This is a genomic window from Methylobacterium fujisawaense, assembly GCF_039619325.1.
Lineage (GTDB): Bacteria > Pseudomonadota > Alphaproteobacteria > Rhizobiales > Beijerinckiaceae > Methylobacterium > Methylobacterium fujisawaense.
The window spans coordinates 4,197,972-4,218,192 of sequence record NZ_CP155000.1 but is presented as its reverse complement, the minus strand read 5'-3'; the positions used below and the strand labels follow the sequence as shown (position 1 = coordinate 4,218,192).

Sequence of the window (20,221 nt, the reverse complement as noted above, 5' to 3'; positions counted from 1 at the left end):
AACACTGGGACGGCCCGGACACTGGGGACGGGACGAAATCCCGCAAATCGCTTCGGCCGGATGCCGTTGCGCGAGGCTGGACGCGGGATCGACGTCACCCGACCGTCACGGGCACATTTTAATCCCGGCTCACCATCACGAATGATTCCGCGCGAGGGTTCATGTCCGATTCCGCCGTGGCGCCGTCGGGGGCGGTCGCAGGCCGGCAGGCAGGGGGCCCGCGCCTCGACCACGGACTGCATCTCGGCGGGGTGGTCGCCTTCCTCCTCGTGCTGGTGGCGGGCCTCGGCTACGCGGTGGTGAGCCTGATCGCGGACATGAACGCCGTCGGCGAGGCGCCCCTCGCCTACGGCGCCTTCGCGCTGCTCGGCCTCGCCTTGCTGATCGCCCTCGCCTTCGAGTTCGTGAACGGCTTCCACGACACCGCCAATGCGGTCGCCACGGTGATCTACACCCACTCGATGCCGCCGCTCGTCGCGGTGATCTGGTCGGGCATCTTCAACTTCCTCGGCGTGATGCTCTCCTCGGGCGCCGTGGCCTACGCCATCGTGACGCTGCTGCCGGTGGAACTGATCCTCAATGTCGGCTCGCATGCGGGCTACGCGATGATCTTCGCGCTGCTGCTGGCGGCGATCCTCTGGAACCTCGGAACCTGGGCGTTCGGGCTGCCCAATTCCTCGTCCCACGCGCTGATCGGCTCGGTGCTCGGCGTCGGCCTCGCCAACCAGCTGATGAACGGCGGCGACGGCACCGCGGGCGTCGACTGGAGCCAGGCCCTCAACGTGTTCAAGGCACTGCTGTTCTCGCCGGTCTGCGGCTTCGTGCTGGCGGCGCTGCTGCTGCTCGCCCTGAAATTCGCGGTGCGCCGCAAGGATCTCTACGCGGCGCCGAAGGGCGAAGCGCCGCCGCCCCTGTGGATCCGCGGCCTGCTGATCCTCACCTGCACGCTGGTCTCGTTCTTCCACGGCGGCAACGACGGGCAGAAGGGCATGGGCCTGATCATGCTGATCCTGATCGGCGCCGCCCCAACCGCCTACGCGCTCAACCGCACCATGGCGGACGACACGACGCCCGCCTTCGTGCAGGCTTCGACGGCGGCGGGCGCGGTGTTCTCCGCCCGAGCGCCCGGCGCGGAGGTGCCGGACGCCGCCGCCGCGCGCCGGACCGTGACGGAAGCGCTGAAGACCAAGGACCTGAACGCGCCGCCCGTCTACGCCGCGCTGGCGGCGCTCGCGAACGACATTGCCGCCAGCGTGAAGAATTACGGCGCGATCCGCACGGTGCCGGCCGCCCAGACCCAGAACCTGCGCAGCGACATGTACCTCGCCGCCGACGCGGTGCGCGTGCTGCCGGGCTCCGGGGCCGATCTCTCGGAGGCCGACAAGGTGACCCTCAAGCGCTACGCGGGCCTGCTCAACGACGGCACGCGCTACATCCCGGGCTGGGTCAAGGTCTGCGTCGCCCTCGCCCTCGGCCTCGGCACCATGGTCGGCTGGAAACGCATCGTCGTCACGGTGGGCGAGAAGATCGGCAAGACCCACCTGACCTACGCGCAGGGTGCCTCGGCGGAGATCGTCGCGGCCGGCACGATCGGGCTGGCCGAACTCTACGGCCTGCCGGTCTCGACCACCCACATCCTGTCATCCGGTGTCGCCGGCACGATGGCGGCCAACGGCTCGGGCCTGCAGATGGCCACCGTGCGCAACATGGCACTCGCCTGGATCCTGACCCTGCCGGCGGCGATCACCCTCGCGGCCGTGCTGTTCTACCTCCTGCGCCACATGTTCTGATCCGGCGTCTGGCCGGGTGGCCGGAGACCGGGCGTCATCCCATGGGGAGCAGCCCGGTCTCCGGCTTCCGTCGGACCCCTCAGGAACCCGCCATCGCCCGCACGAAGGCCAGGCAGGTCCGGCGCGCGGCCGGATTCTCGATCGCCACGAACGCCGAGACGAGGTCGGCCGCCTGGGCGATGGCCGCATCGGGCCGGTCGGCATCCGGGAAGAAGCTCGCCACCGGCACGTCGAGAATCCCGGCGATGCGGTACAGCGCATCCTTCGAGGCCGCCCCGGGGGGAGGCTTGTGGGTCCGGGCGGGACCCGGGGACGAGGCGGGCACCATCACTCACCCCGCCTTGTGGCCGAGCTGGATCGCCCGGGCGATCTCGGAACGCCGGGCCGCATAGCCCGGGGCGACCATCGGGTAATCGGCCGGCAGGCCGTACTTGGCCCTGTAGCGCTCGGGCGTGAGGCCGTGGGCGGTCAGGTGGCGCTTCAGGGTCTGGTAGGCGCGGCCGTCGATGAAGCTGATCAGGCCCGCTTCCTGGATCGAGGCGTCGACCTGCTCCTGGCTCAGGCCGCCTGCCCTCGAACCCGACGGGTCGCGGCGGAGGACTGCGATCGCCGAATGCACTTGGTCGATGAGAGCCGGCAGGGCCCCGACGTCGATCGCGTTGCGCGAGACGTAGGCGGCGACGATGGCGCCGACCTTCTCCAACATGAACGTTGAACGGGCTGCGCTGAGGTTATCCATAGGAGACATCACCATTGAAAGGCCTGGCACCATGCGCCTGATCCACGACTGCCGGTCGGGGTGAACCGGGACCGCAGACGGTGATCAGGGTGCCGGATGGAAGGCCGGAGAATTGCTACCTCAAGTTGATATCGCGCCAATTCTTGAGGTTGCAGATAATATACAATATGAGCGGGCCGGGGTTTGTCCGTGAGCGCGAGGTTTTTTGATCCGTCGCGCAGGGCGACCGATCCTCGAATTGGTTACCGCGGCATTCACTGTTTTCGGCCGCGAAGATCGGCATCCGAACTCGTTTTCGGCGTCGGCGGCCGCCTGTCGGGCTCCAGCCCGGGACGGTTCACCGGTGCCGTCTGCCGGGTCCGGGCACGGCCGTGCGGGATCTGCTCCGCCGACGACGTCCCGCAGCCGACCGCCCTCTTCCCCCATCCCGGTGTCGCGGGGATCGATCCGTGCAGACTCTGTTCTCAACCGCCGGTCTTCCACCGCAGGACAGCGTCCGACGGTGGCGGGAGATCATCTCCGGCCCCCTCATGACGGTCGAGCTTCGGACGCTCCAAGCAGAGCCCTTTGCCGCCAAGCGGGAACGCGCGGAGGTCGGTTCCCTCGTCGTGGTCGATCGTCAGCCGCTGGTGGTGATGACGGAGACCAACAGTCGCCGGATCCTGGATGTGCCGCGCGACCGTCTGGAGCGCGGCTCGGACCGGCCCGGCTCTACACGGCCCTGACCGTCGGCGCCGATCGCGCATCCGCAAGCCTGACAATGAGCGTCTTCAGCGAGCTGATCCGTGTCCGCGACCGTCTCGGGGCAGCCGCAGCCGCGCGCATGACGGAGATCGGCATCGACTTGATCATCGCCGGTCTCTCGGAGCGGCTGGCCCGGGAGGTGCCCCAGCCCGTCAACGGCAGCGTCGTGGTCCAGCGCGCCAAGGCCCATCTGGAAGCCGCCGCCCGGCGGCTGGCCGATCCGGCCTGCGCGCACCTGTCGATCGGCCTGCTCGCTTATGGCTGCGGCTTCGCCGGCCAAGCCCACTTCGCCCGCCGCTTCAAGGAGCGCCACGGGGCAGCGCCCCGCGCGTATCGGCAGGCGGCCCTGGTGGGCGTCCCGTAGCCCGTCGGCCCGGGACGCCCGATGCGGCCGGATCAGGGCGCCTTGTCGCTCCGGCGCAGGCTCGCCGGCATGGCGAAGAGCGCGAGCCCGGCGGCGACGAGGCAGAGCACCCCGATGCCGTACAGGGCCGGCGTCGTCGAGCCGGTCAGGTCCTTCACCCAGCCGACCATCACCGGGCTGACGATGCCGCCGAACTGGCCCAGCGTGTTGATCAGCGCGATCCCGCCCGCCGCGCCGACGCCGGTGACGAGCTTGGCCGGCAGCGTCCAGAAGGTCGGGATCGAGGCGACGATGCCGGCGCCCAGCAGGGCCAGGGCGAACATCAGCGGCACGATGTGCTTGTCGAACAGGCCGGCGCCGAAGAAGCCGAGCGCCGCCGTGATGGCGAGGCCCGCGACGAATTTCGGCCGCTCGCCAGAGGCGTCGGAGAGACGCCCGATCACGACCATGCTGATCGCGCCGCAGATGTAGGGAATCGCCGTGAGGAAGCCCACCGAGGCCGCCTGGCCGCCGCTCGCGGTCTTGATCAGGTCCGGCCCCCAGAAGTTGAGGCCATACGAGCCGATCTGGAGCAGGAAGTAGATCAGCGCGATCATCAGGAAGCCCGGCTGCCGGATCGCCCCGAGGAGCGAATGGTCGCCGATCTCGCGGTTGTGGTGGGCGATGCGGCTGGACAGGAGCGCCTTCTCGGGCTCCGAGAGCCATCGGGCGTCGGCGATCCGGTCGTCGAGGCGCGTCAGCACGAGCAGGCCGAGGACGAGGCAGGGCAGGCCGCCCGCCAGGAACAGCCATTGCCAGCCGGCGAGGCCGCCGACGCCGTTGAGGCCGCCGAGGATGAGGCCCGCCACCGGCGCGCCGAAGATGCCCGAGAAGGCCGAGGCCACGAACATGAAGCTGGTGATCCGCCCGCGATGCGAGGCCGGGAACCACAGGGTCAGGTAGTAGAGGATGCCCGGCGCGAAACCCGCCTCCATGGCGCCGATCACGAAGCGCAGGGCGTAGAAGTGCCACTCGCTGCGGATGAAGATCATCAGCGCGGTGGCGATGCCCCAGGAGATCATGATCCGGGCGATCCAGCGGCGCGCCCCGACCCGGTACAGCATCAGGTTCGAGGGCACCTCGAAGATCACGTAGCCGACGACGAACATGCTCGCGCCGAGCCCGTAGGCGACGTTGCTGAAGCCGAGGTCGCTCTGGAGCTGGAACTTGGCGAAGCTGATGTTGATGCGGTCGAAGAACGCGAACATGTAGCAGATCATGATCAGCGGCATGAGCCGCCACGCGACCTTGCGGACGACGCTCGTCTCCGTCACCGCACCGGCCTCGACGGCGGCCGGCGAACCCGACAGGGCTGCGGTCATGGTTTCCTCCGTGTTGTTGTTTTCGGACACGTGGTGGGGGGCGCCGCCTTCGGACGGGCGGCTTGCCCCGGGTGAGCTCAGAGCCTGTTCGACTGGGCTCCTCCAACCCGCGCCCTCATCCTGAGGTGCGGCGAAGCCGTCTCGAAGGAGCCCTCCAGTCCGAAGCGCGATGCCTGAAGACCTCCTTCGAGGCCTCCGCTGTGCTCCGGCACCTCAGGATGAGGGCGCGACCGGGATCTCCCTCGCGTGGCGCGGGATCGCGGCCGCAGGGTCAACGCACTCTCAAGCGGCCTTGGCCGGCGCCGGGTGGAGATCGCAGGGGCGTCCGGCCTTGGCGACCTGGCCGGGCACGTCGTGGCCGACGAGGCGGGGCAGATCCCGCGACAGGCCGATCAGCGCCGGAAGGTCGAGGCCCGTCGGCACGCCCATCTCGTGGGCCATGCTGACGAGATCCTCGGTGCAGATGTTGCCGGTGGCGCCGGGCGCGAACGGGCAGCCGCCGAGGCCCCCGAGCGCCGCGTCGAAGCGGCGGGCGCCCGCGTCGTAGGCGGCCAGCACGTTGGCGAGGCCGAGGCCGCGGGTGTTGTGGAAATGGAGCGTCAGGCGCCCGGGGCCGACCAGCGGCAGGACCCGCGCGACGAGGCGGCCCACCTGCCGGGGATTGGCCATGCCGGTGGTGTCGGCCAGCGTCACCCCGTCGATGCCGAGGGACAGGTAGCGCTCCACTTGCGCGACGACCTTGTCGACCGGCTGGTCGCCCTCGAACGGGCAGCCGAAGGCGGTCGCCACCGTGGCGTTGGTGCTGACCGGGGCGCCGCGCACCGAATCCATGATCCGGGCGAAGCCGGCGATCGAGTCGGCCGGGCTCATGCCCATGTTGGCGCGGTTGTGGGTCTCGCTCACGGAGGCGACGAGGTTGATCTCGTCAACCTTGGCGGCGAGCGCCCGCTCGGCGCCCTTCGGGTTCGGCACCAGGGCGACGTAGACGGTCCCGGGCCGACGCCGAATCCCGGAAAACACCTCGGCCGCGTCGGCGAGCGCCGGCACCGCCTTCGGCGAGACGAAGGACGAGACCTCGATCCGGCTGAAGCCGGCCGCCGCCAGGGCGTCGATCAGGCGGATCTTCTCCGCCGTCGGCACGAAGACCGGCTCGATCTGGAAGCCGTCGCGGGTGGCGACCTCCTGGACGATCAGCGTGTCGCCGCTCATGCCACGGCTCCCTTTTCGCGCAGCGCGGCGATGCGCGCCGGATCGAGACCGAGCTCGGCGAGCACGGAATCGGTGTGGGCGCCCAGCGCCGGCCCCTGCCAGCGGACCTCGCCGGGCGTGTCGGAGAGCTTCGGCACGATGCCGGGCATCTTCACCGCGGTCCCGCCGGGCAGTTCCGCCTGCAGGATCATATCGCGCGCCTGGTAGTGCGGATCGGCCACGATGTCGGCCACCGAGTAGATCCGGCCGGCCGGCACGTCGGCGGCGTCGAGGACGGCGAGCGCCTCCTCGACGGTCTTGGTCTTCGACCAGTCGGCGATGGTGCCGTCGAGCATCGCGGATTGCTGCGAGCGGCCCTCGTTGTTGCGCAGGGCCGGGTCGTCGGCGAGGTCGGGCCGGCCGATCGCCGTCATCAGGCGGCGGAAGATCGGGTCGCTGTTGCCGGCGATGACCACGTAGCCGCCGTCCCGCGTCGGATAGGTGTTCGACGGGGTGATGCCCGGCAGGGCGCCGCCGGTGCGGGTGCGGACCTCGCCCAGCAGGTCGTATTCGGGAACGAGGCTCTCCATCACGTTGAACACGCTCTCGACGAGCGAGACGTCGATGACCTGGCCCGCGCCCTGTCCGGTCTTGACCCGCAGCAGGGCCATCAGCGCGCCGATGACGCCGTGGAGCGAGGCCAGGGTGTCGCCGATGCTGACGCCGACCCGCGCCGGCGGAGCCTCCGGGCTGCCGGTGGTGAAGCGGATGCCGCCCATCGACTCGCCGATGGCGCCGAAGCCGGGCCGGTCGCAGTAGGGCCCGGTCTGGCCGTAGCCCGAGATGCGGACCATCACGAGGTTGGGGTTGAGCGCCGAGAGCACGTCCCAGCCCAGCCCGAGCTTCTCCAGACCGCCGGGCCGAAAGTTCTCGACCACGACATCGGCGCTCTTGGCGAGCTGCTTGACGATGTCGAGGCCGTCCGGAGATTTCAGATTGACCGCGATCGACTTCTTGTTGCGCGACTGCAGGTACCACCAGAGCGAGGTGCCCTCGTGCATCTTGCGCCACTTCCGGAGGGGATCGCCCTCACCCGGGGGTTCGACCTTGATGACCTCCGCGCCGAATTCGGCCATCAGCCGCGTGGCGAAGGGCGCGGCGATCAGCTGACCAAGCTCGAGAACGCGGATACCGCTGAGCGGACCGGACACGGCTTTCCTCCATCTTTGGTTGCCTTGAAAATACGGCCGTTCCCGCCGCGAAGTCCAAACGCCATGCATCATCGTGCGTTCGCGAGCGGAGAACGCAGACTCAGCGCCCGGCGGCCCGGAGATGGTCCAAGAGGAGCGCTGCCGCCGGGGATACCGGTCCGGGCCGGACCACGAGGCGCAGCGTGCGCGCCGCCCAGGGATCGGTGAGCGGCACCGCGGCGAGCCGCATCGGCGGTCCGAGCAGGGCGTAGACATGTTCCGGGACGGTCCCGAGGCCCAGGCCGACCTGCGCCATCCGGCAGATGGCGTCGAAGCTCGGGACGTGCATGCGCAGACGCAGGGGCCGGCCGAGGCGCCGGGCCTCGTCGCGCAGGGCGGCGTAGATCGAACTCTCCGCGTGCAGTCCGACATGGTCGTAGTCGAGGGTATCGGCCAGGGCGACGGCGCCGCGGCGGCTCAACGGATGCCCGACGGGCATCACCAGGACGAGGCGGTCGCTCCGGTACGGGTAGGCGGTGAGGCTGCGGGTGTCGGTGTTGTCGGCACAGAGGCCGAGATCAGCGAGTCCCTCCTCGACGCCGGCCACGACGCCGCCGCTCGGGCGCTCCTCGAGGTCGACCCGGATCCCGGCCTGCGCCGCCAGGAAGGCCTGCAGGTCCTCGGGCAGGAATTCCACGATGGCCGAGAGGTTGGCGAGCACCCGCACGAAGCCGCGCACGCCCCGGGCGTGCTCGGCGAGTTCCAGGGCGATCTGCTCGGCGCTCGCCAGCATCCGGCGGGTGTGGTGCAGCAGGGTCTCGCCCGCCGGCGTGAGCCGCATGCCGCGCGGCTCGCGGGTGAGCAGGGTGCAGCCCAGCGCATGCTCCAGCTCGGCGAGGCGCTTGCTCACCGCCGAGGGCGCGATCGCCGCCCGGCGGGCCGCGCCGTTCAGGGTCCCTTCCGCGCAGATGGCCGCGAACAGCCGGAGGGTCTTCAGGTCGAGGCGGCTGAGGGTTGCGGCCGCGGGCAGGTCGGCGGACATCCGGTGACGGCTCGGTCAGGCGCGTCGTCAGTCGCGGGATCCGACCGGCTGGCCGTAGGTGCCGAGACCGGCCTTGGCCCCCTCCCGGTTGACGAGGCCGAGCCGCAGCACCGCCTGTTCCAGGTAGTCGATCGCATCGACGAGATGGGCGCGCGCCTCGGCGATGCTCTCCTCGCCCTCCTCGACCGGCGTCTCGGCAAGCTTCACCGCGGCGATCAGGACCCGGTCGCGTTCGTCCTCGATCCGCGGGTCGCGGGCGAGGTGGCCGCGGACCCGGGCGTCGAACGCCTCGATGATCGACCAGGGCAGCGCGTCCTTGCCGGAGGGCGCCCGGTACGCCAGGGCGTGGCGCCGCGCGGCGGCGCTGGCGGCCCGGACATGATCGGCGAGTGCTGCATCCATTCCCGGTCTCCGCGGCGCCGCGCCGATGGGTCCACCCGATGATCGACCCGAGGGTCCGAACGTGCGCCGACCCGGTCCGTTGCCGACGCCCTTACCGGGCGGCACCACAATCCTTCAAGGCCGAGGACGCGGGGACCTTACCTTGGCGGTTCCGGCGCTTATCTCTCGTGTTCGTGATCAAGCGGCCGAGTCTCGGCCGGCAGATGGGGGACGATATGGGAACGACGCTGACGGCCGGTGCGGGGCGCCGGACATCGCCTGCGGCGCGCCTTTTCGGCGTGCTCTCGGTGATCCTGGTGGCCGCGGGCCTCTCCGGCTGCGGGGCGGTCAACCGGGTGCCGACGCTGCAGGAGCAGGCCAAATCCGCCTGGAGCGAGGTGCAGAACCAGTACCAGCGCCGGGCCGACCTGATCCCCAACCTCGTCGAGACCGTGAAGGGCTACGCCCAGCAGGAGAAGGACGTGCTGATCGGGGTCACCGAGGCCCGCGCCAAGGCCTCCAGCGTGAAGGTCGACGCCTCCACTGTCAGCGATCCGCAGAAGTTCAAGGAGTATCAAGACGCCCAGAACCAGCTTTCGGGGGCGCTCGGCCGCCTGCTGGTGACGGTGGAGAAGTATCCCGACCTCAAGTCGAACCAGAACTTCCTCGCCCTGCAATCCCAGCTCGAGGGCACGGAGAACCGCATCGCGGTGGCACGGCGCGACTACATCACCGCCGTCCAGGCCTACAACACCGAGGTGCGCACGATCCCGGGCCGCTGGATCGCGGCGATCCTGTATCCCGACGCCAAGCCGATGGAGACCTTCACGGCGACGCCGAACGCCGACCGGCCGCCGAACGTGAAGTTCTAGGGTGCGGCACAGGGGGCGGACCATGGGTCGGACCATGCCCGTCCGGGCGCGCCTCGCCCTGTCGCTCGCCGTCCTGGCAGCCTGCCTGACGGTCTCCGCGATCGGGGCGCTGGCGGCCGAGCTAGCCTTCCCGGCGCTGACCGGCCGCGTGGTCGACGCGGCCGGCATCCTCACCCCGGAGCAGCGCGGCACGCTCGACGCCAAGCTGAAGGCGCACGAGGACAAGACCTCGGACCAAGTGGTCGTTGCAACGGTTCCGAACCTGCAGGGCACGACCGTCGAGGATTACGCCAACCGCCTGTTCCGGGACTGGAAGCTCGGGCAGGCCAAGACCAACAACGGCGTCCTGCTGCTCGTGGCGCCGAGCGAGCGGAAGGTCCGGATCGAGGTCGGCTACGGCCTGGAGGGGGCGCTGACCGACGCCCTGTCCAAGGTCATCATCGCAAGCGCCATCACCCCGCGCTTCAAGACCGGCGATTATTTCGGCGGCCTCAATGCCGGCGTCGACGGCATCCTGTCGATCCTGTCGGGCGACGCGCAGGAATGGCAACGCAAGCCGCAGGTGCGGGCCGACGAGGTCGATCCCGCCCAGGTTGCGGTCTTCATCGCCCTGTTCCTGATCGTGCTCTTCGTCGCTTGGCGCATGAGCCGGGGCGGAAGGACGGGGCGGGGCGGCGGCCTCGTCATCCTGCCGGGCCCCGGCTCGGGCGGATGGGGCGGCGGCTTCTCGGACAGCGGATCGTCGGGGGGCTTCGACGGTGGTTTTTCCGGCGGCGGCGGCTCGTCGGGCGGCGGAGGAGCCTCCGGTGACTGGTAGACGCGCGGATGTTCTGACGTCGGAGGCGCGGGCGCGACTCGCCCGCGCGGTGGCCCGGGCGGAAGCCGGGACATCCGGCGAGATCGTCGTGATGGTCAGCCGGCGCGCCGGCGCCTATCGCTCCGTGATCCTGCTCGCGACCCTGGCGGCGGCGCTGCTCCTGCCCTGGCCGCTGATCGCCCTGACGGCCTGGAGCGCCGCGTCGATCCTGCTGGCGCAGGCGGCCCTCGTGGCCGCGATCCTCGTCGCAAGCCAGAACGAGCGGCTGCGCATGGCCCTCGTGCCGCGCCAGCTGCGCCGGGCCCGCGCCCGGGAGGCCGCCCGCCGGGCCTTCTGGTCCCGGGGCCTGAGCCTGACGCGCCGCCGCACCGGCGTTCTGCTCTACCTGTCGCTCGCCGAGCGGCACGCGGAGATCGTCACCGATCTCGGCGTCCTGCGGGAGATCCCGCCCACCGCCTGGGACGGGATCCTCGCCGAGCTGGTCCCGGCCCTCGGTCGCGGCGCCGTCGAGGATGGCCTGACGGCGGCGGTCGAGCGTGTCGGCGCCTGCCTGGCGGAACATCTCCCCGCGGAGCCCGGCGACCCGGACGAGTTGCCGAACCGGGTGGTCGTGGTCGACTGACGGCTTTCCGGTCCGCCGAGGATGGCCGCCACGGCCGGTGGGCCCCTGCCTTGGACAGGCCGCGCGCGCCTCGTGGCATCCGACATTCGGATCTTGCGCGGTTGTTCGGCCGGGTGCGATGGTGCGGTGCCGCACGAAGCACCCTCCGGTTGTGTAACTGCGCAGGCCCGGCTGCGATTCCCCCTGTGAGTCCGGCGCGTCGGGGGCCACGGGGCCGCTGCGCATGAAGGCGCCGGCACCCTGATCCGAAGCGCCGCCGGCTCGACCGGCTGCGCTCGAAGAGGCCGTGATGAAGATCCTGATCGCCGCGACGCCGCTCACCGGTCACGTGAACCCGCTCCTCGCCATCGGGCGGACGGCGGCCGCCCGGGGGGACGACGTCCTCGTTCTCACCGACCCGGCCTTCCGGCCGAAGGTGGAGGCGGCGGGTCTGCGGTTCACGCCGTACGCGGACCATGATGCGGCCGCGTACCGCGAGACCGAACTGCCCGCGGGCCCGGAGCGCTACCGCCGGGAATTCGAGCGCCGCTTCGTGGATCCCATGCCGGTCCAGGCCGCCGCCCTGCGGGCGCTGATCGCCGCCGAGGCCCCCGACGTGATCTTGGCCGGCAGCATGTTCCTCGGGGTGCTGCCGCTGCTCCTCGATACCGCGCCGCGGCCGCCCATCGTGACCGTCAACGTCAGCTTCCTGTTCCTCGACCGGCCCGACCACGCGCCCGTGGGCCTCGGCCTGCCCCCGGCCCGCGACCGGGACGACCTGGTCCGCTATGCCAGCCTCAAGGCCGGCATGGACGCGGCCTTCGTCAACCCGGTGCGGGCCTATACGGACGCGACGCTCGCGCGGCTCGGCCTGCCGCCGCTGCCGGCCTCGCTGCCGCATTCCATCGTGATCCTGCCGGACCTGTTCCTGCAGCCGACCGTGCCGGGCTTCGAGTACGATTACGGCACCCTGCCGCCCGGCCTCCGCTTCATCGGCCTGCTCCAGCCGCCGACGCCGCCCGCGCCGCTTCCGGACTGGTGGCCCGAGTTGGAACAGGCGAACGCGGCGGGCCGGCCCGTCGTGCTGGTCACCCAGGGGACGCTGGCCAACGCCGATTTCGGCGAGCTGGTCGAGCCGACCCTCTCGGCCCTGGCCGACCGGGACGATCTGCTGGTCCTGGCCACCACCGGCGGCCGTCCCGTGGACGCGCTGACGGGTCCGGTCCCGGCCAACGCCCGGGTGTCGTGCTTCCTGCCGTTCCGGGACTTGCTGCCGCGGGTGAGCGTCCTCGTGACCAACGGCGGCTATGGGAGCGTCTCGCAGGCCCTCGCCGCCGGCGTGCCGATCGTGTCGGCCGGCCTGACCGAGGACAAGGCGGAGGTGAACGCGCGCATCGGCTGGTCCGGCGTCGGGATCAACCTCGGGACCAACGCACCGAGCCCGGAGGCCATCGGCGCCGCGGTGGGGCGCGTGCTCGACGAGCCCGGCTTCCGGACGCGCGCCGGGGCGTTGCGGGACGCCTTCGCGGCCCGGGACGCCATGGCCTCCATCCTGACGGCGGTGGACGACCTCGCACGGTCAGGTGCCGGCGGCGCAGGCCGTCTCGCGAGGTCGGCATGAAGCCGGCCGCCGGCGCCGGGGCGCTCCGGGTCGTCGTCGACCTCAACCGCTGCCAGGGCTACGCCCAGTGCTGCTACGCCGCACCGGAGGCCTTCGCCATCCGCGGCCATGAGATCCTGTTCTACGATCCTGCGCCGCCGGCCGACCGGCGCGGCGCCGTCGAGCGGGCCGTCGAGGCCTGCCCGGTCCGCGCCATCAGCCTCCAGGCCGGCCCGGATGACGGAGACGCCCCGTGAGCCCCGAACCCGCCGGCATCGTCGTGGTCGGGGCATCCCTCGCCGGCCTGCGCGGCGCCGAGGCGCTGCGGCGGGGCGGCTATGACGGCCCGCTCACCCTGGTCGGCGCCGAGCCGCACCGCCCCTACGACCGCCCGCCCCTGTCGAAGCACGTGCTCGCCGGGGAACTCGCCGCCGACGCCACCCGGCTGCCGGAACTGACCGACCTCCACGCCCGCTGGCGCCTCGGAAGCCCGGCCGTTTCCCTCGATCGGGCGGCCCGCACGCTCCGGCTCGCCGACGGGTCGGTCCTGGCCTACGAGGCCCTCCTCATCGCCACCGGCGCCGAAGCCCGGCCCTGGCCGGCCGAGACCGGCGGCGGGCTCGCCGGTCTCTTCACCCTGCGTGGGCGCGACGATGCCGCGGCTCTCCGGGAGGCCCTGGTTTCGCGCCCGCGCCAGGTGCTCATCGTGGGCGGCGGCTTGATCGGTTGCGAGGCGGCGTCGTGCCTGCGCGATCTCGGCCTGCCCGTGACCCTCGTGGATCCGAATCCGGCGCCCCTGGCTCGAGGCCTGGGAAGCTTCGTCGGCGGGGTGATCGCGTCGTGCCTGCGCGACGCCGGCGCCGCGTTCCGGCCCAACACGATGGTGCACGCCTTCGAGGGCGATGCGGCTGGGCATGTGGCACGGGCCCGACTGGCCGACGGCAGCACGATCGAGACCAACCTCGTCATCGCGGCCCTGGGGGCGACCCGGGCGACAGGCTGGCTGCGGGGCGCGGGCCTGAAGGCGGATGCCGGCGGGGTGACCTGCGACGCGGCCTGCCGGGTCCTCGACGCCGACGGGGCGCCTTGCCCGGACATCTACGCCGCCGGCGACGTCGCCCGGTGGCCGATCCCGCTCTACGGCGATCGCCTGATCGCGGTGGAGCACTGGGGCAACGCCGTCGAGCAGGCGGCCCACGCCGCGCGCAACATGCTGGCCGGCCCCGGCGACCAGCGCCCCTACGCGCACCTGCCGGCCTTCTGGTCGAGCCAGTTCGGGATCAACATCAAGGTGATCGGGCTTCCCGAGGGCGCCGATTCCGTCGCGGTGGTGCAGGGGTCTCGGTCCTCCCGGCGCTTTCTCGCCGTTTACGGCCGGGCCGGGCGCAGCATCGCGGCCGTCTCGTTCGATCAGGCCCGCTGGCTGCCCGCCTACGCGGAGGCGATCACGGCCGGCGCCGCCTTCCCGCCGATCATCGACGCCACCGACCAGCCGCGCGTTCAGACCGCCGCCCCGGGCTTCCCGTCTCCGCGCCAAGCCGCCCCGGCGCGCCCATCCACCGAGACCGTCGATGTCTGACGACGCATTGTTCGCCGCCGTGATGGATCCGGCAAACCGGGCCGATCCGTACCCGCTCTATGCCCGGTTGCGGCAGCGGCCGGTCTCCCGCCAACGCGACGGCAGCTACGTCGTCTCCACGCACGCGGCGATCCGCGGATTGCTGTTCGATCCGCGGCTCAGTTCCGAGGATCTGCCGCCGCCCCGGCGTCCGCGCACCGGCAACCCGCTCAAGGACCTGATCCTCAATCCGATCAAGAACCGCATCAGCGCCACGCACCGACCGTTCATCTTCCGCGACCCGCCGGACCATGACCGGCTGCGCAGCCTCGTCATGCGGGAATTCTCGATCGCGCGCGTGCAGGCCCTGCGGCCACGGATCGCCCGCGAGGTGGACGCCCTGATCGATACATGTCGGGGACGCCGGGAGGTCTGCCTCGTCAGCGATCTCTCCTATCCCCTGCCGGTGACGGTGATCTGCGAATTGCTCGGCGTTCCGCGGGAGGACGAGCCGCGGTTCCAGACCTGGGCGACGCAGCTCGCCACCGCGGTGGAGCCGGACGCGCGCCACGACGACGCGACCCGCCGCAAGATCGTCGGGGCCTTCGACGAGATCGCCGCCTATATGCGCGACCTCATCCGCGAGAAGCGGCGGCGCCCGACCGACGACATGCTGAGCGGTCTGGCCGCGCCCGGTCCGGACGGCCGCAAGCAGCTGAGCGATTTCGATCTCCTGTCGACGGCGGTCCTTCTGCTGGTGGCAGGCCACGAAACCACCGTGAACCTCATCACCAACGCCATGCTGACCCTGCTCCGGCATCCCGAGCAGCTGGAGCGGCTCCGCGCCGATCCCGAACGTGCCCCCCGCCTGATCGAGGAGGTTCTGCGCTACGAACCGCCGGTGCATTTCCGGACCCGCAAGGCCCTCGGCGCGATCACGGTGGCCGGCGAGACGATCCCGAAGGGCGCGCCCGTGATCCTGCTCTTCGCTGCCGCGAACCGCGATCCGGCCCGGTTCGACGCCCCCGACCGCTTCGATCCGGACCGGTCCGATATCGAGCATTTCGGCTTCGGCGGCGGCCTGCATTATTGCGTCGGCGCGCCTCTGGCGCGGATCGAAGCCGAGATCGCCCTGGTGGCGCTGAGCCGCCGCCTGATCGCCCCGCGTCTGCCGCAGGATCCGCCCCCCTATCGCCCGGGCGCGTCCCTGCGTGGTCCGGAGCAGCTCCCCATCGGCATCGACGGGATCGCCTGAGACAGGCAGACCTGGAACCGTCTCGGACCGTAAAAGGGCGGTGAACACCGCTGTTTCACGTGAAACATTTGTAAACCTCTCGTCCTGAGCCGGTCCAGCAGCCCCGCCCAGCCTGAGATCGACGGCCCTGAACGTGTCGGTGGCCACAACGCTGCGGCCTGGCGGCCCGAGGGTTCGGCTGTCGGCGAGACGATTCCCAAACGCGATCCCGGGGAACTTGGCCGTACCGCCGACGGCTTTACCCGGAAGGCGGCCGAGCCGGCCGCATTCCCGAAAGTCTCCGGAGATCCTCGCGATGAAGGCACTGTGCTGGCACGGCCGCAACGACATCCGCTGCGACACGGTCCCGGACCCGGTCATCGAGGATTCCCGGGACGTGATCATCAAGGTCACGAGCTGCGCGATCTGCGGCTCGGACCTGCACCTGATGGACGGCCAGATGCCGACCATGAAGAGCGGCGACGTCCTCGGCCACGAATTCATGGGCGAGGTCGTGGAGGTCGGGAGCGGCTTCACCAAGTTCAAAAAGGGCGACCGGATCGTCGTGCCCTTCAACATCAACTGCGGCGCATGCCGCCAGTGCAAGCTCGGCAATTACTCGGTCTGCGAGCGCTCCAACCGCAACGCCGAGATGGCGGCCGCGCAGTTTGGCTACACGACGGCCGGCCTGTTCGGATACTCGCACCTGACCGGCGGCTATGCCGGTGGCCAGGCCGAGTATGTCCGTGTGCCGATGGCCGACGTCGCGCCCATGAAGGTGCCGGAAGGCATGGACGACGAATCCGTCCTGTTCCTCACCGACATCCTGCCCACCGGCTGGCAGGGCGCGGAGCATTGCGAGATCCAGGGCGGCGAGACGATCGCGGTCTGGGGCGCCGGCCCGGTCGGCATCTTCGCGATCCAGTCGGCGAAGATCATGGGGGCCGAGCGGATCATCGCCATCGAGACCGTGCCCGAGCGCATCGCCCTCGCCCGGAAGGCCGGCGCCACCGACATCATCGACTTCATGAACGAGGACGTGTTCGAGCGAATCAAGGAGATCACCAAGGGCCAGGGTGCCGACGGCGTGATCGACTGCGTCGGCATGGAGGCGAGTGCCGGCCATGGCGGCCTCACCGGCGTGCTCTCCGCCGTCCAGGAGAAGCTGACCGCCACCGAGCGGCCCTACGCGCTGGCCGAAGCCATCAAGGCGGTCCGGCCCTGTGGGATCGTCTCGGTGCCCGGCGTCTATGGCGGACCGATCCCGGTCAACATGGGCTCGATCGTCCAGAAGGGCCTGACCCTCAAGAGCGGCCAGACCCATGTGAAGCGCTATCTCGAGCCGCTGACCAAGCTGATCCAAGAGGGCAAGATCGACATGACCTCCCTGATCACCCACCGCTCGCACGACCTCGCGGACGGGCCGGACCTCTACAAGGCCTTCCGCGACAAGAAGGACGGCTGCGTGAAGGTGGTGTTCCACCTGAACTGAGGCGGCGCGCTCCGGCCGCCGATCGGCTGGGGCGTATCCCCGTAGGCCCGGCTGGGCGCGGCATCCCGGAAGCGTGTAGAGCCGGCGCCGTGCCCACCAACCGTCCGGGACGCCCATGTGCAACCTCTACAGCCTGCGGACCGGCCCCGCGGATCTGCGCCGGGCCTTCGCGATCGCGGAGGACCGCACCGGAAACCTTCCGCCGTTGCCGGCTATCTTTCCCGACCAGCTGGCGCCGGTGGTCCTGAACGGCACCACCGGACGGGACCTCGCGATGATGCGCTGGGGCATGCCGGGGCCGAAGGCGTTCGGCGAGCATCCGATCACCAACGTGCGCAACGTCGCGAGCCCGCACTGGCGACCCTGGCTCGGGGTCGCCCATCGCTGCCTCGTGCCGGCCACCGCCTTCAGCGAGTACGCCGACACCAAGCCGCGCAAGACGCCGGTCTGGTTCGCCCTCGACGAGGATCGGCCGCTCTTCGCCTTCGCGGGGATCTGGCGGCCCTGGACGGGCGTGCGGGGGACGAAGCGCGAGAACCCGGACCGGGTCGCCGCGGAGCACCGGCTGTTCGCCTTCCTGACCACGGAGGCGAACGGCGTCGTCGGGCCGGTCCATCCCAAGGCGATGCCTGTGCTGCTCACGCAACCGGAGGAATGGGCGACCTGGCTCGAGGCGCCCACCGCGGAGGCGCTCCGGCTCCAGCGCCCGTTGCCGGATGCCGCCATGCGCGAGGTCGCCCGGGGGGCGCGGTCGGACGGGGCCGAGGACTGATCCGCCCTACCCGCCCGCCGGCTCGCCGGAGGGATGGCCTGTGGGGGCGGCCGTCACGCCGCGGGCTCGCCAGCGCGCCAGCACGGCGGCGTTGAGCCGGGCGATCCGCGCGCGGTGCGCCTCCCAGAACGAGAGCGGCGGCGTCGGCTCGGCGACCACGCGCGTCCGGTGGACGGGGCGCCCCTGCTTGTCGGCGAGGCGGAACGGGACGGCTGGGCGGGCGCTTGCCCGGACGAGGCGCGCTTCGGGATCGGCCAGGATCGCCTGGGCGCGGGCGCAGTAGAGCTGCGACAGGGGCGAGATCACCTCCGACCCGTGTCCCGCCCGGTACTTCATCAGGGCGCGGCAGAGGTCGCCGTCGGCCCGGCGCCAAGCTTCGGCGAGATAGCGTACGCCGTAGCGAACGTTGATCTCCGGGGCCGCCAGCTCGGCGACGGTGCCTCGGAAGCCGAGCATCGCCGCGGTGGTGGGCCGGACCTGCATCAGACCGACCTCGCCGACGCTGCCGACCACGGTGGGATCGTAGCCGCTCTCGATCCGCGCGACGGCGTCGGCGATCGCGAGCGGGAGGCCGGTGCCGGCAGCCTCGCGGGCGATGAGCGGCAGGAAGCGGGCTCGCGCATCGGCGACGGCCGGCGCCGGCGCGGCAACCGAGGGAACCGGCGGCAGGGACGCCATGCCGAGCGCATGCACCGCCAGAAAGGTCGCGGGCCGGGCCTGCGCGGGGGCCGCGCAGGTCAGCAGCAGGAGAAGCAACGGAGCGCGCATCGGCCGCCACGGAGAGGGTCCGGGACCTGTCTATCCCGGCCGCCTCAACGAAGCCTTTCGCCGCCCCGGCGACGGGCCGAAGCTACTGCACCGGCCCGCGCTCGCGCGCCTGCAGCAGCCGCAGGGCTTCGCCCAGGACCGTGTGAAGGTCGGCCACGCCCTGGGGGCTGAGCGGCAGGCCGACCCGCTGCCCGTGGATCGTGCTGAGGACCAGCATGGCGAGATCCTCGCCGATCAGCAGGTTGGATCCCGGCAGGCAGAGCGGCAGGACGAAATCACCCTCGACCTCACCGAGGACATCGACCGCATCCGCGGGCCGAAAGGGCGGCTTCCGATCGGTCATCGCTCCCCTCCTCGTTATCCGCGCGGCACCGGTGGGCCGCCCGGAGACTCATACCGTGTCTCAACCCGGATCCCGGTCGGGCATCCGCAGAGACCGCACCGTGAGCGTGTCGATCTCCAGCGCGCCGATCTCCAGGGAGCCGACCCGGGCCCGCCCCACCGAAAGGCGTCCGATCACGAAGGCGCCCACCGCGACGACGCCGAGCGCCGCGGCCCCGAGGGCCAGCGCACCCAGCGCTGACGCCCCGACCGTCCCGGCGCCGATGGCACCCGCGCCCAGAAGCGCCGTGTCGCGGGGGTCGGCCGACACCGTCCCGACCGTCCCGATCTCGGCCTCCGGAACCCTCGAATGCGGCATGCGGGATCCTCTCCGGCCGGTCCACTCCGACGACAGCTATACGCGACATTAACCGCGTTTTCACGCCGCGCGCTGACGATGGTCCTCGGTCCCCGCACCCCGGACAGTCCGTCCGCAGCCAGAGAGGACGTCGCCCGTGCAGCATCTGCTCCCGGCCTTCGCGATCTTCGCATCCGGCTGCCTGCTGATCCATGTCGGCCGTGCCTATGCCCGGGCAACCACGATGCTGCTCTCGGGCACCGCCCTGATGCTGAGCGTGACCCTCGGCACAGTGGTCTGCCAGCGGATCGGCCAGCCGGTGCGCTCCGTCGCATCCGACGCACGAGCCCTCGGCCAATCCGGTCAGTAGAGCCGCGTCCGGTAGGCGTCGGCGATGGTGGCCTCGGCCTCCGCCACGTCGGCGGCCGCGGTCTGATCGGACAGGATGCGTCCCAGGCTCGGGAAGGTGTCGCGCGCGACATGGCGCGCCGGATCCCAGAGCCCGGAGCGGATCATCGCCTTGCCGCAATGGAAGAACGCCTCGCGCACCTGCACGACGAGCCCGGCGGCCGGCACCTTGCCCTGGGCGCGCATGGGCTCGAGCAGCGCGGCGTCCTGCGTCAGCGCGGCGGTGCCGTTCACCCGGAAGGTCTCGTCGATCCCCGGCACGAGGAAGATCAGCCCGACGCCCGGGCTCTCGAGCAGATTGAGGAACGTGTCGATGCGGTTGTTGCCGCGCCGGTCCGGGATCACCAGGGTCCGGGAATCCGCAACGGCGACGAAGCCCGGCGCATCGCCCCGGGGACTGGCGTCGACCTGGCCGGCCTTGTCCGCGCTCGCCACCACCAGGAACGGCGCCAGCGCGATGAAGCGGCGGCCGTAATCGTCGATGTGGTCGAGCACCTTGCGCGCGGCGAGCGGTCCGACGGGCCCGAACTGCCCGCGCAGCGCGGCGGCATCGCGAATCGGCGTATCGGCTTGCGCGTCCATGCGAACCTCTCAGGCCCTGAGTGGCGCGGCGGCCGCATC

Annotated in this window: 24 protein-coding genes; 13 read left to right on the top strand and 11 right to left on the bottom strand. The window is 71.2% G+C overall.

Annotated elements, in window-relative coordinates; genetic code table 11:
* Window positions 1-161 precede the first annotated feature (161 nt).
* On the top strand, window positions 162-1,790 hold the full coding sequence (locus ABC766_RS20060; protein WP_345819329.1) for an inorganic phosphate transporter: 1,629 nt from the start codon (window positions 162-164) through the stop codon (window positions 1,788-1,790).
* A gap of 79 nt (window positions 1,791-1,869) precedes the next feature.
* On the opposite strand, the gene ABC766_RS20055 is transcribed toward ABC766_RS20060, so the two are convergent.
* Together ABC766_RS20055 and ABC766_RS20050 are read right to left on the bottom strand one after the other, a co-directional pair.
* Window positions 1,870-2,115 carry a hypothetical protein gene (locus ABC766_RS20055; protein ID WP_345819328.1) on the bottom strand — a complete coding sequence of 82 codons (246 nt, stop codon included), beginning with the start codon at window positions 2,113-2,115 and terminating at the stop codon, window positions 1,870-1,872.
* Between the two features lie 6 nt (window positions 2,116-2,121).
* Window positions 2,122-2,496: a MucR family transcriptional regulator gene (locus ABC766_RS20050; protein ID WP_278306006.1), complete on the bottom strand. Its 375-nt coding sequence runs from the start codon at window positions 2,494-2,496 to the stop codon at window positions 2,122-2,124.
* Window positions 2,497-2,978: 482 nt separating this feature from the next.
* Here ABC766_RS20050 and ABC766_RS20045 point away from each other — a divergent pair, with 482 nt between their 5' ends.
* Window positions 2,979-3,254 (top strand): hypothetical protein, encoded by a 276-nt coding sequence (locus ABC766_RS20045; RefSeq protein ID WP_345819326.1) that lies wholly within the window; start codon window positions 2,979-2,981, stop codon window positions 3,252-3,254.
* A gap of 35 nt (window positions 3,255-3,289) precedes the next feature.
* Window positions 3,290-3,637, top strand: coding sequence for a helix-turn-helix domain-containing protein (locus ABC766_RS20040; protein ID WP_345819325.1), 348 nt, complete (start codon window positions 3,290-3,292; stop codon window positions 3,635-3,637).
* A gap of 32 nt (window positions 3,638-3,669) precedes the next feature.
* Here ABC766_RS20040 and ABC766_RS20035 read toward each other — a convergent pair whose 3' ends face one another.
* From ABC766_RS20035 to ABC766_RS20015, 5 genes are all read right to left on the bottom strand, one after another.
* Window positions 3,670-4,998, bottom strand: coding sequence for an MFS transporter (locus tag ABC766_RS20035; protein WP_278306009.1), 1,329 nt, complete (start codon window positions 4,996-4,998; stop codon window positions 3,670-3,672).
* Window positions 4,999-5,280: 282 nt separating this feature from the next.
* Complete coding sequence (locus tag ABC766_RS20030; RefSeq protein ID WP_043352552.1) at window positions 5,281-6,207, bottom strand: hydroxymethylglutaryl-CoA lyase; 927 nt, start codon at window positions 6,205-6,207, stop codon at window positions 5,281-5,283.
* Window positions 6,204-7,397, bottom strand: a complete 1,194-nt coding sequence (locus ABC766_RS20025; RefSeq protein WP_345819324.1) for a CaiB/BaiF CoA-transferase family protein — start codon at window positions 7,395-7,397, stop codon at window positions 6,204-6,206. The genes ABC766_RS20030 and ABC766_RS20025 overlap by 4 nt, the downstream gene beginning before the upstream one ends.
* Before the next feature lie 100 nt (window positions 7,398-7,497).
* Window positions 7,498-8,418, bottom strand: a complete 921-nt coding sequence (locus ABC766_RS20020; RefSeq protein WP_043352554.1) for a LysR substrate-binding domain-containing protein — start codon at window positions 8,416-8,418, stop codon at window positions 7,498-7,500.
* Window positions 8,419-8,445: 27 nt separating this feature from the next.
* Window positions 8,446-8,820 carry a hypothetical protein gene (locus tag ABC766_RS20015; protein ID WP_043385305.1) on the bottom strand — a complete coding sequence of 125 codons (375 nt, stop codon included), beginning with the start codon at window positions 8,818-8,820 and terminating at the stop codon, window positions 8,446-8,448.
* Between the two features lie 215 nt (window positions 8,821-9,035).
* Between ABC766_RS20015 and ABC766_RS20010 the strand changes: the two genes are divergently transcribed.
* The 9 genes from ABC766_RS20010 to ABC766_RS19970 all read left to right on the top strand — a co-directional run bounded on the left by ABC766_RS20010 (window position 9,036) and on the right by ABC766_RS19970 (window position 17,745).
* Entirely contained in the window at window positions 9,036-9,671 is a 636-nt protein-coding gene (locus ABC766_RS20010) for a LemA family protein (RefSeq protein WP_043352562.1), read from the top strand.
* A 22-nt stretch (window positions 9,672-9,693) separates the two neighbouring features.
* Entirely contained in the window at window positions 9,694-10,488 is a 795-nt protein-coding gene (locus ABC766_RS20005; RefSeq protein WP_427902249.1) for a TPM domain-containing protein, read from the top strand.
* Window positions 10,478-11,110 (top strand): TPM domain-containing protein, encoded by a 633-nt coding sequence (locus ABC766_RS20000; protein ID WP_043352558.1) that lies wholly within the window; start codon window positions 10,478-10,480, stop codon window positions 11,108-11,110. The genes ABC766_RS20005 and ABC766_RS20000 overlap by 11 nt, the downstream gene beginning before the upstream one ends.
* Before the next feature lie 289 nt (window positions 11,111-11,399).
* Window positions 11,400-12,710 carry a glycosyltransferase gene (locus ABC766_RS19995; RefSeq protein WP_345819323.1) on the top strand — a complete coding sequence of 437 codons (1,311 nt, stop codon included), beginning with the start codon at window positions 11,400-11,402 and terminating at the stop codon, window positions 12,708-12,710.
* A complete protein-coding gene (locus ABC766_RS19990) occupies window positions 12,707-12,946 on the top strand; it encodes a ferredoxin (protein WP_043385300.1) in 240 nt (79 codons plus the stop codon). Before ABC766_RS19995 ends, ABC766_RS19990 begins: the two co-directional genes overlap by 4 nt.
* Window positions 12,943-14,268 carry an NAD(P)/FAD-dependent oxidoreductase gene (locus ABC766_RS19985; protein ID WP_345819322.1) on the top strand — a complete coding sequence of 442 codons (1,326 nt, stop codon included), beginning with the start codon at window positions 12,943-12,945 and terminating at the stop codon, window positions 14,266-14,268. Before ABC766_RS19990 ends, ABC766_RS19985 begins: the two co-directional genes overlap by 4 nt.
* Entirely contained in the window at window positions 14,261-15,502 is a 1,242-nt protein-coding gene (locus ABC766_RS19980; protein WP_345819321.1) for a cytochrome P450, read from the top strand. The genes ABC766_RS19985 and ABC766_RS19980 overlap by 8 nt, the downstream gene beginning before the upstream one ends.
* A 295-nt stretch (window positions 15,503-15,797) precedes the next feature.
* On the top strand, window positions 15,798-16,973 hold the full coding sequence (locus ABC766_RS19975) for a zinc-dependent alcohol dehydrogenase (RefSeq protein ID WP_279901130.1): 1,176 nt from the start codon (window positions 15,798-15,800) through the stop codon (window positions 16,971-16,973).
* Between the two features lie 115 nt (window positions 16,974-17,088).
* Window positions 17,089-17,745, top strand: a complete 657-nt coding sequence (locus tag ABC766_RS19970; protein WP_345819320.1) for an SOS response-associated peptidase — start codon at window positions 17,089-17,091, stop codon at window positions 17,743-17,745.
* A 6-nt stretch (window positions 17,746-17,751) separates the two neighbouring features.
* On the opposite strand, the gene ABC766_RS19965 is transcribed toward ABC766_RS19970, so the two are convergent.
* The 3 genes from ABC766_RS19965 to ABC766_RS19955 form a co-directional block, all read right to left on the bottom strand.
* The gene (locus tag ABC766_RS19965; RefSeq protein WP_345819319.1) at window positions 17,752-18,513 is read right to left on the bottom strand and encodes a lytic transglycosylase domain-containing protein; all 762 of its coding nucleotides are present in this window, start codon (window positions 18,511-18,513) and stop codon (window positions 17,752-17,754) included.
* An 82-nt stretch (window positions 18,514-18,595) separates the two neighbouring features.
* A complete protein-coding gene (locus ABC766_RS19960) occupies window positions 18,596-18,856 on the bottom strand; it encodes a hypothetical protein (protein WP_043357761.1) in 261 nt (86 codons plus the stop codon).
* A 60-nt stretch (window positions 18,857-18,916) separates the two neighbouring features.
* Window positions 18,917-19,213, bottom strand: a complete 297-nt coding sequence (locus ABC766_RS19955) for a hypothetical protein (protein ID WP_345819318.1) — start codon at window positions 19,211-19,213, stop codon at window positions 18,917-18,919.
* Window positions 19,214-19,349: 136 nt separating this feature from the next.
* Here ABC766_RS19955 and ABC766_RS19950 point away from each other — a divergent pair, with 136 nt between their 5' ends.
* Complete coding sequence (locus ABC766_RS19950) at window positions 19,350-19,562, top strand: hypothetical protein (protein ID WP_043357763.1); 213 nt, start codon at window positions 19,350-19,352, stop codon at window positions 19,560-19,562.
* Here the strand turns inward: ABC766_RS19950 and ABC766_RS19945 are convergent.
* The gene (locus ABC766_RS19945) at window positions 19,556-20,182 is read right to left on the bottom strand and encodes an MSMEG_1061 family FMN-dependent PPOX-type flavoprotein (RefSeq protein WP_278306017.1); all 627 of its coding nucleotides are present in this window, start codon (window positions 20,180-20,182) and stop codon (window positions 19,556-19,558) included. The two genes, ABC766_RS19950 and ABC766_RS19945, sit on opposite strands and share 7 nt — an antisense overlap.
* Between the last annotated feature and the right edge of the window lie 39 nt (window positions 20,183-20,221).

Excerpts from the sequence above, each read along its gene's own strand:
- ABC766_RS20060 (WP_345819329.1), top strand. The coding sequence starts at position 162 with ATGTCCGATTCCGCCGTGGCGCCGTCGGGGGCGGTCGCAGGCCGGCAG.
- ABC766_RS20050 (WP_278306006.1), bottom strand. The coding sequence starts at position 2,496 with ATGTTGGAGAAGGTCGGCGCCATCGTCGCCGCCTACGTCTCGCGCAAC.
- ABC766_RS20040 (WP_345819325.1), top strand. The coding sequence starts at position 3,290 with ATGAGCGTCTTCAGCGAGCTGATCCGTGTCCGCGACCGTCTCGGGGCA.
- ABC766_RS20035 (WP_278306009.1), bottom strand. The coding sequence starts at position 4,998 with ATGACCGCAGCCCTGTCGGGTTCGCCGGCCGCCGTCGAGGCCGGTGCG.
- ABC766_RS20030 (WP_043352552.1), bottom strand. The coding sequence starts at position 6,207 with ATGAGCGGCGACACGCTGATCGTCCAGGAGGTCGCCACCCGCGACGGC.
- ABC766_RS20020 (WP_043352554.1), bottom strand. The coding sequence starts at position 8,418 with ATGTCCGCCGACCTGCCCGCGGCCGCAACCCTCAGCCGCCTCGACCTG.
- ABC766_RS20015 (WP_043385305.1), bottom strand. The coding sequence starts at position 8,820 with ATGGATGCAGCACTCGCCGATCATGTCCGGGCCGCCAGCGCCGCCGCG.
- ABC766_RS20010 (WP_043352562.1), top strand. The coding sequence starts at position 9,036 with ATGGGAACGACGCTGACGGCCGGTGCGGGGCGCCGGACATCGCCTGCG.
- ABC766_RS20005 (WP_427902249.1), top strand. The coding sequence starts at position 9,694 with ATGGGTCGGACCATGCCCGTCCGGGCGCGCCTCGCCCTGTCGCTCGCC.
- ABC766_RS19995 (WP_345819323.1), top strand. The coding sequence starts at position 11,400 with ATGAAGATCCTGATCGCCGCGACGCCGCTCACCGGTCACGTGAACCCG.
- ABC766_RS19990 (WP_043385300.1), top strand. The coding sequence starts at position 12,707 with ATGAAGCCGGCCGCCGGCGCCGGGGCGCTCCGGGTCGTCGTCGACCTC.
- ABC766_RS19980 (WP_345819321.1), top strand. The coding sequence starts at position 14,261 with ATGTCTGACGACGCATTGTTCGCCGCCGTGATGGATCCGGCAAACCGG.
- ABC766_RS19975 (WP_279901130.1), top strand. The coding sequence starts at position 15,798 with ATGAAGGCACTGTGCTGGCACGGCCGCAACGACATCCGCTGCGACACG.
- ABC766_RS19970 (WP_345819320.1), top strand. The coding sequence starts at position 17,089 with ATGTGCAACCTCTACAGCCTGCGGACCGGCCCCGCGGATCTGCGCCGG.
- ABC766_RS19965 (WP_345819319.1), bottom strand. The coding sequence starts at position 18,513 with ATGCGCGCTCCGTTGCTTCTCCTGCTGCTGACCTGCGCGGCCCCCGCG.
- ABC766_RS19960 (WP_043357761.1), bottom strand. The coding sequence starts at position 18,856 with ATGACCGATCGGAAGCCGCCCTTTCGGCCCGCGGATGCGGTCGATGTC.
- ABC766_RS19955 (WP_345819318.1), bottom strand. The coding sequence starts at position 19,213 with ATGCCGCATTCGAGGGTTCCGGAGGCCGAGATCGGGACGGTCGGGACG.
- ABC766_RS19945 (WP_278306017.1), bottom strand. The coding sequence starts at position 20,182 with ATGGACGCGCAAGCCGATACGCCGATTCGCGATGCCGCCGCGCTGCGC.